13 protein-coding genes are annotated in these 16,778 nt (G+C 60.4%); all 13 read right to left on the bottom strand.

The window, feature by feature from the left end:
- Window positions 1-13 precede the first annotated feature (13 nt).
- Complete coding sequence (locus L9059_RS22735; RefSeq protein ID WP_247293150.1) at window positions 14-559, bottom strand: type II secretion system protein GspJ; 546 nt, start codon at window positions 557-559, stop codon at window positions 14-16.
- On the bottom strand, window positions 549-932 hold the full coding sequence (gene gspI, locus L9059_RS22730; RefSeq protein WP_247293149.1) for a type II secretion system minor pseudopilin GspI: 384 nt from the start codon (window positions 930-932) through the stop codon (window positions 549-551). The genes L9059_RS22735 and gspI overlap by 11 nt, the downstream gene beginning before the upstream one ends.
- On the bottom strand, window positions 925-1,392 hold the full coding sequence (gene gspH / locus L9059_RS22725) for a type II secretion system minor pseudopilin GspH (protein WP_247293148.1): 468 nt from the start codon (window positions 1,390-1,392) through the stop codon (window positions 925-927). Before gspH ends, gspI begins: the two co-directional genes overlap by 8 nt.
- A 3-nt stretch (window positions 1,393-1,395) precedes the next feature.
- Complete coding sequence (gene gspG / locus L9059_RS22720; RefSeq protein WP_247293147.1) at window positions 1,396-1,851, bottom strand: type II secretion system major pseudopilin GspG; 456 nt, start codon at window positions 1,849-1,851, stop codon at window positions 1,396-1,398.
- A 3-nt stretch (window positions 1,852-1,854) separates the two neighbouring features.
- Entirely contained in the window at window positions 1,855-3,054 is a 1,200-nt protein-coding gene (gene gspF / locus L9059_RS22715) for a type II secretion system inner membrane protein GspF (protein WP_247293146.1), read from the bottom strand.
- Between the two features lie 3 nt (window positions 3,055-3,057).
- A complete protein-coding gene (gene gspE / locus L9059_RS22710; RefSeq protein ID WP_247293145.1) occupies window positions 3,058-4,512 on the bottom strand; it encodes a type II secretion system ATPase GspE in 1,455 nt (484 codons plus the stop codon).
- Window positions 4,509-6,437, bottom strand: a complete 1,929-nt coding sequence (gspD, locus tag L9059_RS22705; RefSeq protein WP_247293144.1) for a type II secretion system secretin GspD — start codon at window positions 6,435-6,437, stop codon at window positions 4,509-4,511. Before gspD ends, gspE begins: the two co-directional genes overlap by 4 nt.
- An 8-nt stretch (window positions 6,438-6,445) precedes the next feature.
- Window positions 6,446-6,964, bottom strand: a complete 519-nt coding sequence (locus L9059_RS22700; RefSeq protein WP_247293143.1) for a type II secretion system protein N — start codon at window positions 6,962-6,964, stop codon at window positions 6,446-6,448.
- A 76-nt stretch (window positions 6,965-7,040) separates the two neighbouring features.
- Window positions 7,041-8,507, bottom strand: a complete 1,467-nt coding sequence (gene gbpA, locus L9059_RS22695; protein ID WP_247293142.1) for an N-acetylglucosamine-binding protein GbpA — start codon at window positions 8,505-8,507, stop codon at window positions 7,041-7,043.
- Between the two features lie 267 nt (window positions 8,508-8,774).
- Window positions 8,775-9,842 carry a uroporphyrinogen decarboxylase gene (hemE, locus tag L9059_RS22690; RefSeq protein WP_247293141.1) on the bottom strand — a complete coding sequence of 356 codons (1,068 nt, stop codon included), beginning with the start codon at window positions 9,840-9,842 and terminating at the stop codon, window positions 8,775-8,777.
- Between the two features lie 254 nt (window positions 9,843-10,096).
- On the bottom strand, window positions 10,097-11,515 hold the full coding sequence (locus L9059_RS22685) for an FAD-dependent oxidoreductase (protein WP_247293140.1): 1,419 nt from the start codon (window positions 11,513-11,515) through the stop codon (window positions 10,097-10,099).
- 33 nt (window positions 11,516-11,548) lie between these two features.
- The gene (gltB, locus tag L9059_RS22680) at window positions 11,549-15,997 is read right to left on the bottom strand and encodes a glutamate synthase large subunit (RefSeq protein ID WP_247293139.1); all 4,449 of its coding nucleotides are present in this window, start codon (window positions 15,995-15,997) and stop codon (window positions 11,549-11,551) included.
- A 351-nt stretch (window positions 15,998-16,348) separates the two neighbouring features.
- Window positions 16,349-16,778 (bottom strand): SPOR domain-containing protein (locus L9059_RS22675; RefSeq protein WP_247293138.1); only part of this gene is annotated, 430 nt, incomplete at its 5' end.

Here is a 16,778-nt window from a genome sequence, read left to right as displayed (position 1 = left end):
CCTGGACGCGGGCTCACCGCTGAGCGCCCGGCAACAGCAACACCCGGCGGATGGCCTCGAACCGTCCAACCGAAACCTGCACTTCAAGGGCCATCGCTGCTTTTTTGCCGGGCGCCGAAGCCCATTCGCGGCTCCATCCGGAATGGCTGTCGAACACGCGCCAGCGCAGCTGCCGGACATCGCCGAGCAACCTCTGCCGCTGCACGGATTGCGCACCGTCCGCCTGGCTGTCACGCCAAAGCACGCCATTGTCCAGACGATAGGTGAGCACCTGGCGCCCGCTGCGCGGCTGGTCCAGCGGGTTGCGCCAATTGCTGCGTTGCAGTTGCAAAACGTTTTTCTTGAGCGAAACAGGTTGTTCGGTGACGTGCATCACATCCCGTTCGATGACCGCCATGGCGCGCTGCAAACTGCGCAGCTCGCGCTCATGCGCCGCTGTCCCCTGCTGCATCCGGAGTACCCCATCGAACAGCTTCCAACTCGCCAGCCCAAGCATCGCAAAGATCGCCATGGCGATGACCAGTTCCAGCAGAGTGAAACCCTTTTGCTTAGTCTGCATGACGAGATACCCAGCCACTGGCGCGATGCAGGGTCGGTCCGCGAGCGTCCAGGCTGACTTCAACATCCAGCCTCAGCAGGCGCGGTTCATTCGCAGGACTGACGTGTTCACGCAGCACCCATTGGCGGCGCCCCATGCTGACTGTCTGCTGCCGTTGACCTAGGGTTACCGCTGGTTGCAGGTGCAATTCGTTCAACCGGTTATCGGCTACCCAGGTCGAGAAAACCCGCTCCTCGATCCGGCTCGTTTGCTTCACCACGTATTGACCCGCAGACAGGACGGCAGCTGCCAGCGTGGCAAAAATCCCTAGGGCGACCATGATTTCCAGCAGGGTAAAGCCCCGCTGCGGCGACCTGACAAGACGACTAACCATCGATCAGCACCTCGCCGATGCCGTCGCTGGAAAGGCTCAACCAGGTGGTGTCGGCAGTCATGAATGTCAGGGTAAAAACGCTGGTTTCGTCACTGCTGAGCATCAGCAACTGGGGCGGCCCGTCGTCGGCGCCCAGGCTTGAAATCCCACCGTCCAGTTCCAGATGCATCCGCAGGTTATCCGGCCAGGGATAGAAGAGCGTTATCGATTCCCATCCCTGACCTGCCAGGCGCATGCCCCGATAGCCGTCGGCACTCAGCCGTACGCCGTAGTCCAGGCCATCAAGCACCGCTCGTTCACGCAGATGGTGAATCAAGCTGACGATATTGCTTGCCTCTTGCCGCGCCTGCCGAGCCGGATTCTGGCCCATGGCAAGGCTCACCATGCCTAGCAGGATGCCGATCAGCACGATGACGATCATCAGCTCAATTAACGTGAAGCCGTCGCTGCGGTGGTGCATGAGTCAGGGACTCCAATTGCCGATGTCGGCGGCATGACCGTCACCACCCGCGACACCATCGGCGCCCAGGGAAAACAGATCGTAACCGCCGTCGACCGCACGCACGCCCGGATTGAGGTACTGATAAGGCGTGCCCCAGGGGTCAACCGGCATGCTCTTCAAATAACCCTGGGGATTCCAGTTGCGGGCCACCGGCGATCCCGGTGGCCGTTTGATCAAGGCCTCCAGATTCTGCTGGGTAGAGGGGTAGTGATGATTATCGAGGCGGTACATTTCCAGTGCAGTGGAAATCGCCTGGATGTCGATTTTTGCCGCGGTGACCTTGGCCTGATCAGGACGACTCATGAACTGCGGAACCACGATGGCGCCCAGCACGCCGATGATCACCACCACCACCATGATTTCGATCAGGGTAAAACCACGCTGGGCGCGGAAGCTCTTTGTTTGTAGTGCTTGCATGGATCAATTCACCAATTGGTTGAGGCTGAGAATTGGAAGCAGGATGGCCATGACGATCAGCAGCACGACGCCACCCATCACCACCAGCATCGCCGGCTCGAACAGGCTGACAACCAGGGCGATGCGCGCCGCCAGGCTGTTTTCCTGCTGCTCGGCGGCTTTGGCCAACATGCGGTCGAGTTCGCCAGCGCGTTCGCCGCTGGCGATCATGTGCAGCATCATCGGCGGGATGTCGCCACTCAGTTCAAGGCCACGGGTCAGGGTTGCGCCTTCCCGTACCGAGCGCGCCACGTCGACCATCCGCGATCGAATCTTCAGGTTGCCGATGACTGCCGCCGCAATCTCCAGCGCATCCACCAGGGGCACGGCACTTCTGCCAAGGATCGCCAGGGTGCTGGCAAACCGCGCGGCTTCCACCGCCCGCAGCACGTCGCCCATGACTGGCACGTTCAAGGCCAGTCGATGCCAGTGCAAGCGCCAGGTTGCCTTGCGCAGGCTCCAGCGCCACAGGCCTGCCAGCATCGCCAGCCCGAAAATCAACCACGGAAAATGCTCGCGCAAACCGTTGCTCACGCCGATCAGTGCCTGGGTCAGCCACGGCAGCGGCTGGCCGCTGTCGACGAAGATTTTTACGACGTCCGGCACCACGAACCCGAGAAGAAACCCTACGATCGCCACACTGGCCAACATCAGGATCAAGGGGTAAACGAGTGCCATCTGAATTTTTTGCCGTGAAGCCTGACGCGCCTGGGTGTAAGCCGCCAGCTGTTCGAGGACCTCTCCCAGGTGCCCGGAACGCTCGCCTGCCGCAACCGTTGCCCGGAACAACTCGGGAAATGCCCGGGGAAACATACTCAGCGCCATGGCCAGCGCATGCCCCTCCATCACGCGGCTCCTGACCGCCGACAACAACCCGGCCACTTTGCGCCGGCTGCTCTGCTTCGCCACCGCATCCAACGCTTCTTCCAGGGGTAGGCCAGCCTGGACCAGCGTGGACAGTTGCAGCGTCAGCAAAGCCAGTTCCGCTGCACCCAGGCGGTCGTTACGAAGCCGGGGGCCGGCGCCCTCACGGGCGTTGAGTTTGAGCGGCCATAACCCGCGTTCGCGCAGTAGCTGGCGAGCATGCAGGGGGCCGTCGGCTTCCAGCCGCCCTTTGCAGACTCGACCATGGGCATCGTGGGCGCGGTAATCGAAGGTGGTCATCCGCTAGTCCTCCTGAGTCACACGAAGCAACTCGTCCAGACTGGTCAGGCCATCGAGCACTCGCTGACGGCCATCCTGGAACAAGCTGCGCGAGACCTTGCGCGTCTCGTTGAGCAAAGCCTGCTCGCTGGCGCTCTGGTGGATCAGCGCCGAAATGGAAGGTGTCACAGTGAGCAGTTCGTAAATGCCGATACGCCCGCGATAGCCGTTCTGGCAGTGCTCGCAACCCATGGCTTTGAATAGCTGCGGCGACATTGCAACATCCACCCCCAGGCGCTCACAGGCCGACGCGTCAGCGCAGTACGGCACCTTGCAATGGGGGCACAGGGTTCGTAGCAGGCGTTGGGCAAGAATGCCCACCAGTGAGGATGCAAGCAGGTAGGAATCGACGCCCATGTCCACCAGCCGGGTCACCGCGCCGACCGCACTATTGGTGTGCAGAGTCGAGAGCACCAGGTGACCAGTCAGCGACGCCTGTACGGCAATCTCGGCTGTCTCGCGATCGCGAATCTCGCCCACCATCACGACGTCCGGGTCCTGGCGCAGGATGGCCCGCAGACCTCGGGCGAAGGTCATGTCCACCTTCGGATTGACCGGCATCTGTCCCACCCCCGGCAGGTGATATTCGATGGGATCCTCGACCGTGAGAATGTTCCGGGTCTGGTCGTTCAGGCTGCTCAAGGCTGCATACAGGCTGGTCGTCTTGCCCGACCCGGTGGGCCCTGTAACCAGCAGAATGCCGTGGGGCTTGCCCAGCAATTGATGGAGGGCCGTAAGGGTATCGACCGGCATACCCAGCCGCTGCAACTCCAGCCGGCTGGCCTGTTTATCAAGCAGGCGCAAGACCACTCGTTCGCCGTGTGCCGAAGGCAGTGTGGACACCCGCACATCAACTTCATGACCCGCCAGGCGCAGGGCCATGCGGCCATCCTGGGGGATCCGTTTTTCGGCGATATCCAACCGCGCCATGACCTTGATCCGTGACACCAGCAAGGTGGCCAGTTCACGTCGCGGCCGCAGCATCTCGCGCAGTTGCCCATCGATTCGCATGCGCACCGACAGGTACTGTTCGAAGGTTTCCAGGTGGACATCCGAGGCATGCTCGCGCACCGCCTCGCTGAGCAACGCGTTGATCAGGCGGATGATCGGCGCGTCGCCCTGCTGCTCCAGCAGATCAGCGGTTTGCGGCACCTGATCGACCAGGCTCAGCAGATCCAGTTCATCATCCAGCCCCAGGGCGACCTGCTCCGCCGCGCTCTGGCCCTCGCGGTAAGTCGATGCCAAGCGCAAGGCAAACTCATCGGCGCCGAGGATGTGCTGCGGCAGTTCACGGCCGCAGGCCCGGCGCGCTTCAGCCAGAGCGGTGAGCGGCGTGTCCAGTCGCAGCACAACGCCCTCACCTTCGATCAGCAAACCAAAACGCCGGGCGAAACCGAAGGGTAATGTCCGCTCGCTCACGGCTTCACCGGCGCCGGCTGACGCAAGTCGACCACTGGTGCATCACCCGTCGGCTCGAACAGCTGGCGTGCATCCGCGGGTAGCAGCAGCGAGTTGTTCCCTCGCGCACCCGGTTTGCTCAGGTCGCGCAGCGCGTTATAACGCTGGTCACTGACCTCGGACAGGTCCTCCTTGGTGCGCACGATGGTCGGGCGCAAAAATACCATCAGGTTGCTTTTGGTCTGGGTGTCCCGTTTCCAGCGAAACAGCGCGCCGAGATAAGGAATATCCCGCAGCAGGGGCACACCGCTTTGCTGGGTACGCACGCTGTCCCTGATCAGCCCGCCGATTACGATAATCTCGCCATCGTCGGCCAGGATGGTGCTCTTGAGCGCCCGCTTGTTGGTGATCAGGTCCGAGGAGTCCACGCCGGACACCGTCGGCGCGATATCCGATACCTCCTGCTCCACCTCAAGCCGCAACGTCGATCCCTCGTTGATGTAGGGCTTGATCTTCAGGCTGATGCCCACATCCTTGCGCTCGACCGTAGTGAACGGATTGTCCGCGCCATTGCTGTTAGTGGCGTAGGAGCCGGTCTTGAAGGGTACGTTCTGGCCCACAATAATCTCTGCCTCCTGATTGTCCAGGGTCAGCAGGCTGGGCGTGGACAGCAGATTGCTGCGGGTGCTGCTGGCCAGGGCTGAAATCAACGCACCGAAGCGGTCACTGCCCAGTTGCAGAATGGCGCCTTCCGGTGCTGACTTTTTCTCGTCAAACGTCAGCCCGCCGACAATCGGGATGTCCGTTCCGGGAAAGTTGAGGAAACCCTTGGCGTCGCCGGTGCGAATGCCCCACTGGACTCCCACCGCCTCGGCAATATCCCCGGATATCTCGACAATCGCTGCATGAATCAGTACCTGGGCGCGGGGTTGGTCCAGTTGGCGTACGATGTTTTCAATGGTGCGGATCTGCGCGGGCTCGGCAATCAGCACCAGTGCATTCTGACTTTCGTCCGCCTTGATCATGAACGTGGGACTGGCCGCAGTTTCCCGCGCACTGCCTGCGGCAATGACCTGTTTCTTGCCCTGGCCCAGGCTTTCCAGCACCTCGGCCAACTGTTTGGCGTCGCTGTAGCGCAGACGGATAACCCGAGCGTTGTCGAGTGTTGCGGTGGACGGCGCATCGAGGCTGCTGGCCAGTTCGAGCAGACGTTTGCGCACGACCGGGGGGCCAATGAAAATCAGGCGGTTGGTCCGTGGGTCCGCCAACACCTGAATCGTCGTATCGGTGTTGCGCTTGCCCAGGGTCGCTTCGATCACCTGCGCCACATCGGCTGCCTGCGCGTGGCGCAGCAGTAACATGGCATGCTGATTGTTCTGCCCACCGTCCAATTGGCGGACGACCTGGGTGATACGCTGCACATTCGCGGCCGTATCGGTGATCACCACGGCGTTGGCCGACACCGATGGACCAACATAACCGTTGGTCGAAACCAGTGGCCGCACCAGCCCGGCAATGTCTGCGGCGGCACTGGTGTTCAGTTCCAGAACCCGGGTGACAAACTGCGATCCCGTGGCGGTTGTTGCCGTTGTCTGGCCGGCGCGGGTTTTAGCCTCGGTCACCGGGGTAATGAGGATGCGATCGCCCTCGTCGATCACCGTAAAGTTGTGGGCATCAAGCACCGAATAGAACAACCGCCGCACGCCCTCCCGATCAAGGGCCTGTCGGGACATCACGGTGATGCGCCCGGTAACCCGCGGGTCCAGCACGACCGTGGTGCCGAGGATGGTCGATATTTCTTCGACGATGTCGCGCAGTTCGGCATTGTTCATCGCCAGTTGCCATTTTTCGCCCTCGGCCCGAAGTACGCCGGGAAGGCTCGCTGCGACAAAAATGGTTAGAAAAAACATGGCCCGCAGGGTATGCGCACCAGTGAAGCTGTTCATCGGTTTCATCACTCTGACGGCCCGGAAATCGGGCGTAGAAAACGTGCGGGAACCCGCACTGTGTGTGGCGCCTCCTGCAACTCGAACGGACGCAGAAAACGCGCAGCCGAGGGCTGCAATGTCAGGAGTTCTTCTCGCCCCTTGTTCCACAACACCACCTGACCTGGCTCGACCCGGCGCAGTACGCTGCCACCGGGCAAGCGGTCGCCCACCTGATAGATGCGAGCCCCCTGAGAGTCCGCCAGTAACGCCCGGGACAGGCCGCTGGAGATCACGAAACTGGCCTGCAGGGTCAAGGATTCTGTACTAGCCTTTCGTGTTGCATCGCTGGTGAAGCCCAGCACGGTGGCCACGGCCGTGGCATCGAGTAGTTCACGGGACGGTACCGTCGCTTTCGAGACTGCCGCAGGTGCTGGCACGACGACGCTTTCGCGAAAGTGCCATTCCTGCCAAACCAGAAATACGGCGTAAGCCATCGGTATGACCAGCAGCCAGACGCGCTGCCTGGGATGACCCAAAAACGTCATTTTCAACTCGATCCCGTAATGAAAATAAACCTTCAGGCGATCGCTCAAGGACCGCCTGAAGTGCTACACGAAGGGCTTATAGCTTGTCCCAGGCCATGTGCCAGTGAGCACCGACACCCGGCTCAAAGCCGTTGGCAGAAGGGCTGTACTGCTTGCAGTAACCGGATTCGGGGAAAGGTTTGCACTGGAAGACTTCACCGGTTTTTGGCTGCAGCACCTTGGTGCCAGCGGTGTATTGGTCCAGACCTTCAGGGAAGACGAAGTCGTGATCGGCGCCTGCGCCTTCACCCGTAAGCGTGGTCACCTGGGTATCCTGGCGAGTCGTGCGACCATCCAGCGTGGTACCGACCAAGGTCATGGTATGAGCGCCAGGGTTGCTGCGAACGTCCATCGAGAGCCATGCAGGACCGCTTTGCGCTTGTACCGAAGTGGTGCCTACCTGCTTGTTGTTCTGATCGAACAGGGTCGCCTCGAGATTCATCGTGCGGTTGGACAGAATGTTGAACTCGAGCTTCGCCAGGCCTTTGTCCAGGAGGTATTCCGGCTGCAATGATGCGATCGACAGGCGTGCCGCCGCGTCTTCCTTCATGTCCAACTGAACTTCGTAGCGGGTGACGCCGCTGTCCTTCTGCGCGTACAGGCTGTTGTTGCCTTTCACCGGCTCGATGTTGCCTTGTTCATCACGAACACCGGCGCGCACCAGGGTGTGAGTCGCGTTAATTTTTTCTGCCAGTTTGAACGACCAGTTGTTCGGCTGCCCTTGTTCTGCATCGTCGATGCTGATTTCGACGCTGTATTCAGGCTTTTCGCCCGCAGCCGAGAATGCGCGAGCCTTGACCTTGTCGCCCTCCAGCAAGGCGGTCGACGGTGCAATGCCACCCACGGCAGACCAGCCACCTGGCAGGGAAGCTTCTGCAAGAATATTCACATCAGTCGGGTTGTAGAACGCGGCGTCGGTGTCACCGACTGTCCAGATCGCCAGGATCACATGATGGCCGTTCTTGTCATCGGGGATGGTGCAGTTGTGCTTCACGCCAGGAGCGGGCATTTGATTGCCCCCGTCGACGGCGCAGAACGGTGTACTTTCGAAAGTCGCGCGTTTCAGCGGCTCGTTGGGGTTCCAGCCGTTACGCGTGATGAAATACTCGTGCTTTGTGACGGGATGAGGCGCTTTGTAGTGCCACTGGAAATCAACGTTGCGGTCCTTGATTTCATTCAAGGTCCAACGGTTGGCAGCCTGGGCGTCCAGTGCGGAAAACAACGAATGGCCGCCACTGGCGATCTTGCCGTCAACCGGCCCTTGCAGTGGAGCACCGCCGACGCCAGCCGGGAACCCCTTGAACGTTTCGCCGACGCTTTGCGGCTCGTATTGCGCGCCGCCGCAGTTGGTGTTTACGCCTTTCTGGCACAGCAGTGCCCGCGATGGCGGCACTTCGAGGTAGCCGTGAGCGGAAACGGTTTGTGTCGCCAGCATTGTCGATAACAGGATCATTGAAGAAGTGCAGGCCATTAGCGCGCTTCTTTTGTTGAAAGTGATTTTCATGGTGTATTCCAGACTGCTTATCGTAGTTAAGGTGCGTTTCACGGCGCCAAGGTTCGCGATATCGCTCGGCGCTGCCGCACGGAGCAAGGGGCTGGAACATTACGGGGAGACTGACAATTTCTATGTAGGACAAATCTGCAACGGAATCGGGAAAAGTCGCTGCATGGACTGATCAGACACATGTATGAAAATAAACCTACACCTGGGCATAAAAAAAGCCTGTCCGGCGCAAGTCCGGACAGGCTTTAGATACTTCAGAAAGACAGCTTATTCGTGGTACTGCGCCGACAGTTCATGCACCGCACGCATGAACGCGCCGGCATGTTCCGGATCGACTTCCGGGGTAATGCCGTGGCCGAGGTTGAACACATGGCCGCTGCCTTTGCCGTAGCTGGCGAGAATACGCCCGACTTCGGTGCGGATAGCTTCAGGCTTGGCGTACAGCACGGTCGGGTCCATGTTGCCTTGCAGGGCGACCTTGTTGCCGACGCGATCACGGGCGTTGCCGATGTCGCAGGTCCAGTCCAGGCCGAGGGCATCGGCGCCAGCGTCGGCAATGCTTTCCAGCCACAAGCCACCGTTCTTGGTGAACAGGATGACTGGCACCTTGCGGCCTTCGTGTTCGCGAATAAGGCCGCTGACGATTTTACGCATGTAAGCCAGGGAGAATTCCTGGTACGCCGCCGCCGACAGGTTGCCGCCCCAGGTGTCGAAGATCTGCACCGCTTGCGCGCCAGCCATGATCTGGCCGTTGAGGTAGCTGGTGACCGACTGCGCGAGTTTGTCCAGCAGCAGGTGCATGGCTTGCGGGTTGTCGTAGAGCATGGCCTTGGTCTTGCGGAAGTCTTTCGACGAGCCGCCTTCGACCATGTAGGTGGCCAGTGTCCATGGACTGCCGGAGAAGCCGATCAGCGGCACGCGGCCGTTCAGTTCGCGGCGGATGGTGCTGACCGCGTCCATGACATAGCCGAGGTCCTTGTGCGGATCGGGAATCGGCAGGGCTTCGATGTCGGCCAGGGTGCTGACCACTTTCTTGAAGCGCGGGCCTTCGCCAGTTTCGAAGTACAGGCCCTGGCCCATGGCGTCAGGAATGGTCAGGATGTCGGAGAACAGGATCGCCGCGTCCAGTTGCGGATAGCGATCGAGCGGCTGCATGGTGACTTCGCAAGCGAACTCCGGGTTCATGCACAAGCTCATGAAATCACCGGCCTTGGCACGGCTGGCGCGGTACTCCGGCAGGTAGCGACCGGCCTGACGCATCATCCAGACAGGCGTGACGTCTACGGGTTGCTTGAGCAGGGCGCGAAGGAAGCGGTCGTTCTTCAGGGCAGTCATGTCGGCATCCGGAAAAAAAGTGCGGCCATTTTCTCAGAGCGCGACGCAAAAGGCACGGTTGCAGGTCAGCCTTTTGTCTATCGGGTCAATTTGTCGCGGCGGAACACGGCTTTCGCAACACCACAAAACCAATGTGGGAGCTGGCCTGCCAGCGATGCGGACACCTCGGTGTGTCAGTCAGTCCGAGGTGATGCTATCGCTGGCAGGCCAACTCCCACAGGGTTATTGCATGTCAGGTCTGGAGCGGGGGGGGGTTAGACGCCCAGGTAATCCAGGATCCCTTCGGCAGCATTACGGCCTTCGAAGATCGCCGTCACCACCAGGTCAGACCCTCGAACCATATCGCCACCGGCGAAGATTTTCGGGTTGCTGGTCTGGTGCTTGTACTGACCTTGCTCGGGTGCTACAACGCGGCCCTGGCTGTCGGTCTGGATGCTGTGCTGTTCGAACCACGCAGCCGGGCTCGGGCGGAAACCGAAAGCGATAACCACGGCATCCGCCGGAATGATCTCTTCGGAACCCGGTATTGGCTCAGGACTGCGACGGCCACGGGCGTCCGGTTCGCCGAGACGGGTCTCGACCACTTTCACGCCTTCGACGCGGTCTTCGCCAACGATGGCGATTGGCTGGCGGTTGTAGAGGAACTTCACGCCTTCTTCCTTGGCGTTCTTCACCTCTTTGCGCGAACCCGGCATATTTGCTTCATCGCGACGATAGGCACAGGTCACCGACTTGGCGCCCTGGCGAATCGACGTACGGTTGCAGTCCATCGCCGTGTCGCCGCCACCCAGTACCACCACCTTCTTGCCTTTCATGTCGACGAAATCTTCCGGCGACTTTTCAAAGCCCAGGTTGCGGTTGACGTTGGCGATCAGGAAGTCCAGCGCGTCGTGCACGCCCGGCAAATCCTCACCGGCAAAGCCGCCCTTCATGTAGGTGTAGGTGCCCATGCCCATGAACACGGCATCGTACTCTTCGAGCAGTTGCTCGACGGTCACGTCCTTGCCCACTTCGGTGTTCAGACGGAACTCGATGCCCATGCCGGTGAAGACTTCGCGACGATTGCTCAGCACGGTCTTTTCCAGCTTGAACTCGGGGATGCCGAAGGTCAGCAGACCGCCGATTTCCGGGTTCTTGTCGAACACCACCGGAGTCACGCCGCCGCGTACCAGTACGTCGGCACAGCCCAAACCGGCCGGGCCTGCGCCGATCACTGCAACACGTTTGCCGGTCGGTATGACCTTGGACATGTCCGGACGCCAGCCCATGGCGAACGCGGTGTCGGTGATGTATTTCTCGACCGAACCGATGGTCACCGCGCCGAAGCCGTCGTTAAGGGTGCACGCACCCTCGCACAGACGATCCTGCGGGCACACCCGGCCACACACTTCCGGCAGGGTGTTGGTCTGGTGTGACAACTCGGCGGCCTGAAGGATGTTGCCCTCGGCCACCAGCTTCAGCCAGTTCGGAATGAAGTTATGCACCGGGCACTTCCATTCGCAATACGGGTTACCACAACCCAGGCAGCGGTGGGCCTGATCGGCCGAATGCTGGGGTTTGAAGGGTTCGTAGATCTCTACGAACTCTTTCTTGCGTTGACGCAACAGTTTCTTCTTCGGATCCTTGCGCCCGACATCGATGAACTGGAAGTCGTTATTCAGACGTTCAGCCATTGTTAAAACCTCATCAAACTCTTCAGGCGCATATCACTGCGGGTTGGCACGGGTGCTGGAAAGCAACGATTTCAGGTTGGCAGCCTTGGGCTTGACCAGCCAGAAACGACGCAGATAGTCATCGAGGTTTTCAGCGAGGTTACGACCCCATTCGCTGTCGGTTTCCGCGACGTATTCGTTCAGCACGCGTTGCAGGTGGCTGCGATAGGCTTCCATCGCCTCACCGCTGATCCGCTGGATTTCCACCAGTTCGTGGTTGACCCGGTCAACGAAGCTGTTGTCCTGGTCGAGCACGTAGGCGAAACCGCCGGTCATGCCTGAACCGAAGTTGTAGCCGGTCTTGCCCAAGACGCAGACGAAACCGCCGGTCATGTACTCGCAGCAGTGATCGCCCGTGCCTTCGACTACGGTATGAGCACCGGAGTTACGCACGGCGAAACGCTCGCCGGCAGTACCGGCGGCGAACAGCTTGCCACCGGTAGCACCGTACAGGCAGGTGTTGCCGATGATGGCACTGTCCTGAGTCTTGTAGATGCTGCCCTTGGGCGGAACGATGACCAGCTTGCCGCCGGTCATGCCTTTGCCGACGTAGTCGTTGGCGTCGCCTTCCAGGTACATGTTCAGGCCACCGGCGTTCCACACGCCGAAGCTCTGGCCGGCCGTCCCGTTGAAGCGGAAGGTGATCGGCGCATTCGCCATGCCCTGGTTGCCGTGCTTGCGCGCGATTTCACCGGAGATCCGTGCGCCGATCGAACGGTCGCAGTTGCAGATATCCAGGGCGAACTCGGCGCCGCTCTTGTCGTTGATGGCCGAAGTGGCCATATCGACCATTTTCTCGGCCAGCAGGCCTTTGTCGAACGGCGGGTTGCGCTCTACCTGGCAGAACTGAGGCTTGTCTGCCGGGATGTGATCGCTGCCCAGCAACGGGGTCAGGTCCAGGTGTTGCTGCTTGGCGGTCTGGCCTTCGAGGATGTCCAGCAGATCGGTACGACCGATCAGCTCTTCGAGGGAGCGCACGCCGAGCTTGGCCAGCCACTCTCGGGTTTCTTCGGCGACGTAGGTGAAGAAATTCACCACCATGTCGACGGTGCCGATGTAGTGATCCTTGCGCAGCTTCTCGTTCTGGGTCGCGACGCCGGTGGCGCAGTTGTTCAGGTGACAGATGCGCAGGTACTTGCAGCCAAGGGCAATCATTGGCGCGGTGCCGAAGCCGAAGCTTTCAGCGCCGAGGATGGCGGCCTTGATCACGTCGAGGCCGGTTTTCAGGCCGCCGTCGGTTTGCACCCGGACTTTGCCGCGCAGGTCGTTGCCACGCAGGGTCTGGTGGGTTTCGGCCAGGCCGAGTTCCCACGGAGCGCCCGCGTATTTGATCGAGGTCAACGGCGATGCACCTGTGCCGCCGTCGTAGCCGGAGATGGTGATCAAGTCCGCATAGGCCTTAGCCACGCCGGCGGCGATAGTGCCGACGCCCGCTTCTGCGACCAGCTTCACCGAGACCAGCGCCTTAGGGTTGACTTGTTTCAGGTCGAAAATCAGCTGCGACAAGTCTTCGATCGAGTAGATATCGTGGTGCGGCGGCGGCGAAATCAGGGTGACACCCGGCACTGCGTAACGCAGCTTGGCGATCAGACCGTTGACCTTGCCGCCTGGCAGCTGACCACCTTCGCCGGGCTTGGCGCCCTGAGCGACTTTAATCTGCAGCACTTCAGCGTTGACCAGGTATTCCGGGGTAACACCAAAACGGCCAGTCGCAACCTGTTTGATTTTCGAGCTCTTGATGGTGCCGTAACGCGCCGGGTCTTCGCCGCCTTCGCCGGAGTTGGAACGCGCACCGAGGCGGTTCATTGCTTCAGCCAGGGCTTCGTGGGCTTCCGGCGACAGAGCGCCAAGGGAGATACCAGCGGAGTCGAAGCGCTTGAGCACCGATTCCAGCGGTTCGATTTCACTGATGTCCAGCGGCGTGTCCAGGGTCTTGACCTTGAACATGTCGCGGATCATCGACACCGGACGGTTGTCCACCAGCGCCGTGTATTCCTTGAACTTGCTGTAGTCGCCCTGCTGCACAGCGGCTTGCAGGGTGTTGACCACGTCCGGGTTATACGCGTGATATTCGCCACCGTGGACGAACTTCAGCAGACCACCTTGCTGGATCGGCTTGCGCGGGCTCCAGGCTTCGGCAGCCAGCGCCTTCTGCTCGGCTTCGATGTCGACGAAACGCGCACCTTTGATGCGGCTTGGCACTCCCCGGAAACTCAGCTCGCAAACTTCTTCAGACAGGCCGATGGCTTCGAACAGTTGCGCACCGCGGTACGACGTGATGGTCGAGATACCCATCTTCGACAGGATTTTCAGCAGACCTTTGGTGATGCCCTTGCGGTAGTTCTTGAACACCTCATAAAGGTCGCCCAGCACTTCACCGGTACGGATCAGGTCGCCCAGCACTTCGTAGGCCAGGAACGGGTAGACCGCCGAGGCGCCAAAACCGATCAACACCGCAAAGTGATGTGGATCGCGAGCGGTCGCGGTTTCCACAAGGATGTTGGAGTCACAACGCAGGCCTTTTTCGGTCAGGCGGTGGTGTACCGCGCCGGTGGCAAGCGAGGCATGGATCGGCAACTTGCCAGGGGCAATATGACGATCACTCAGCACAACCTGGGTACGACCGGCGCGCACGGCTTCTTCAGCCTGATCGGCAACGTTGCGGATCGCCGCTTCGAGGCCGACGCTTTCGTCGTAGTTGAGGTCGATGATCTGGCGTTCGAAGCCAGGACGATCGAGGTTCATCAGCGAGCGCCACTTGGCCGGGGAAATGACCGGCGAGCTGAGGATCACACGCGAGGCGTGTTCCGGCGACTCCTGGAAGATGTTGCGCTCGGCACCGAGGCAGATCTCAAGCGACATGACGATGGCTTCACGCAGCGGATCGATCGGCGGGTTGGTGACCTGCGCGAACTGCTGGCGGAAATAGTCGTACGGCGTGCGCACGCGCTGGGACAGCACGGCCATGGGCGTGTCGTCGCCCATCGAGCCCACGGCTTCGTAGCCTTGCTCGCCAAGCGGACGCAGCACCTGGTCGCGCTCTTCGAACGTGACCTGGTACATCTTCATGTATTGCTTGAGCTGATCGACGTCGTAGAACGCCGAACCGTGATCGTTGTCTTCCATGGTTGCCTGAATGCGCAGGGCATTCTTGCGTAGCCATTGCTTGTATGGATGACGCGACTTCAAGCGGTTGTCGATGGCGTCGGTGTCCAGGATCTGCCCGGTTTCGGTGTCCACGGCAAAGATCTGGCCAGGGCCAACACGACCCTTGGCGATCACGTCTTCGGGCTGGTAGTTCCAGACTCCGATTTCCGAAGCCAGGGTAATGAAGCCGTTCTTGGTGGTCACCCAACGCGCCGGACGCAGACCGTTACGGTCGAGCAGGCACACCGCGTAGCGACCGTCGGTCATTACCACGCCCGCCGGGCCGTCCCATGGTTCCATGTGCATCGAGTTGTACTCGTAGAACGCACGCAGATCCGGGTCCATGGTTTCGACGTTCTGCCACGCAGGCGGAATGATCATCCGCACGCCCCGGAACAGGTCGATGCCACCGGTCACCATCAGTTCGAGCATGTTGTCCATGCTGGAGGAGTCGGAACCGACGCGGTTGACCAATGGGCCGAGCTCTTCCAGATCGGGCATCAGGTCGTTGGCGAACTTGGTGCGACGAGCCACGGCCCAGTTGCGGTTGCCGGTGATGGTGTTGATCTCGCCGTTGTGCGCCAGGAAGCGGAACGGTTGCGCCAGCGGCCATTTCGGCAAGGTGTTGGTGGAGAAGCGCTGGTGGAACACGCAAATCGCGGTTTGCAGGCGCTGATCGCTCAGGTCTGGATAGAAGGCGGTGAGATCCGCCGGCATCATCAGGCCTTTGTAAATGATGGTCTTGTGGGAAAAGCTGCAGATGTAGTGATCGGTGTCGGCGGCGTTGTCCACAGACGAACGTCGACGGGAACTGAACAGCTTGATCGCCATGTCCTGATCGCTCAGGCCTTCACCGCCGATGAACACTTGTTCGATCTGCGGCAAGCGCTCCAGAGCCAGGCGGCCGAGGACGCTGGTGTCTATCGGCACTTTGCGCCAGCCGACGAGTTGCAGACCGGCAGCCAGGATCTCGCGGTTCATGTTCTCGCGAGCAGCTTGGGCTTTAACCGGGTCCTGGTTGAAGAAGACCATGCCTACCGCGTATTGCTTGGGCAGTTCGACGCCGAAAGTTTCCTGGGCGATGGCTCTCAGGAACACGTCCGGCTTTTGAATCAGCAGACCGCAACCGTCACCGGTCTTGCCGTCGGCGTTGATCCCACCGCGGTGGGTCATGCAGGTCAGGGCCTCGATGGCCGTTTGCAAAAGGGTATGACTGGGCTCGCCCTGCATATGGGCTATCAGGCCGAAACCGCAGTTATCCTTGAATTCATCTGGTTGGTACAGACCTGCTTTCATAGACACTTTCTCACCAGGCTGCCTCTTATCGAGGCAAATTTCTTTTCAATTCAACCACTTGCAATCCGCGCCGAACGTACGCCAGCTTTGCGGGAGCAAAAGGGAGGTCATTGTACACACCGACACAGAGGCTCACAAATTTGACGACGAAATGTCGCAAATCTATGTCGCATTTGTGAAAGGTTTAAAGCTATCTGCTGTGCTAGTCAAAACTTTTTTGATTTTTGACCGCAACGACTCAAAGACTACTGTGACGCAGACACCACAAGGCACGCGATCTATAGAGAAGGCGCGCACGTGCGGAAATTTTGAGGTGCCGGGAGAGGCGGCCTGGGTAAGGCCGCCGAATCTTCAGCGAGTTGTTGCCAGTTCCTGTTGGACGCTGGCGACAGTGCGAGGCCAAGGTTTACCAGCCTGAACCTTCGCTGGCAAGGCCTTGATGGCGCTAACGGCTGCATCGCGGTTGGCGAAGTTACCGTAGGTGATGACGTAAAGCGGCTTGCCGTTAAGTACTTTCTTGAAATAACGGTACTCGCCGCCCTGCTCTTTCACGAAGTTTTGCGCAGACGCTTCGGAGCTGGTGCCGAGGATCTGCACCACATAGTTGCTGGTTGGTTGCCCGGCGTACCAAGTACCCCCAGCGCCTTTGGCAGCAGCCGGTTTTTCGGCTGGCTTGGCGGTCGCCACGGCGGCAGTCTTGGCCGGCGCAGGAGCGGCTTTGGCTGCAGGTGCCGGGGCAGGTTTAGCAGTCGCGACCTGAGTCGGTGCTGGCGCAGGCTTG

It is taken from the genome of Pseudomonas violetae (assembly GCF_023072615.1).
GTDB lineage: Bacteria > Pseudomonadota > Gammaproteobacteria > Pseudomonadales > Pseudomonadaceae > Aquipseudomonas > Aquipseudomonas violetae.
This window is presented reverse-complemented; position numbering and strand designations above follow the sequence as displayed.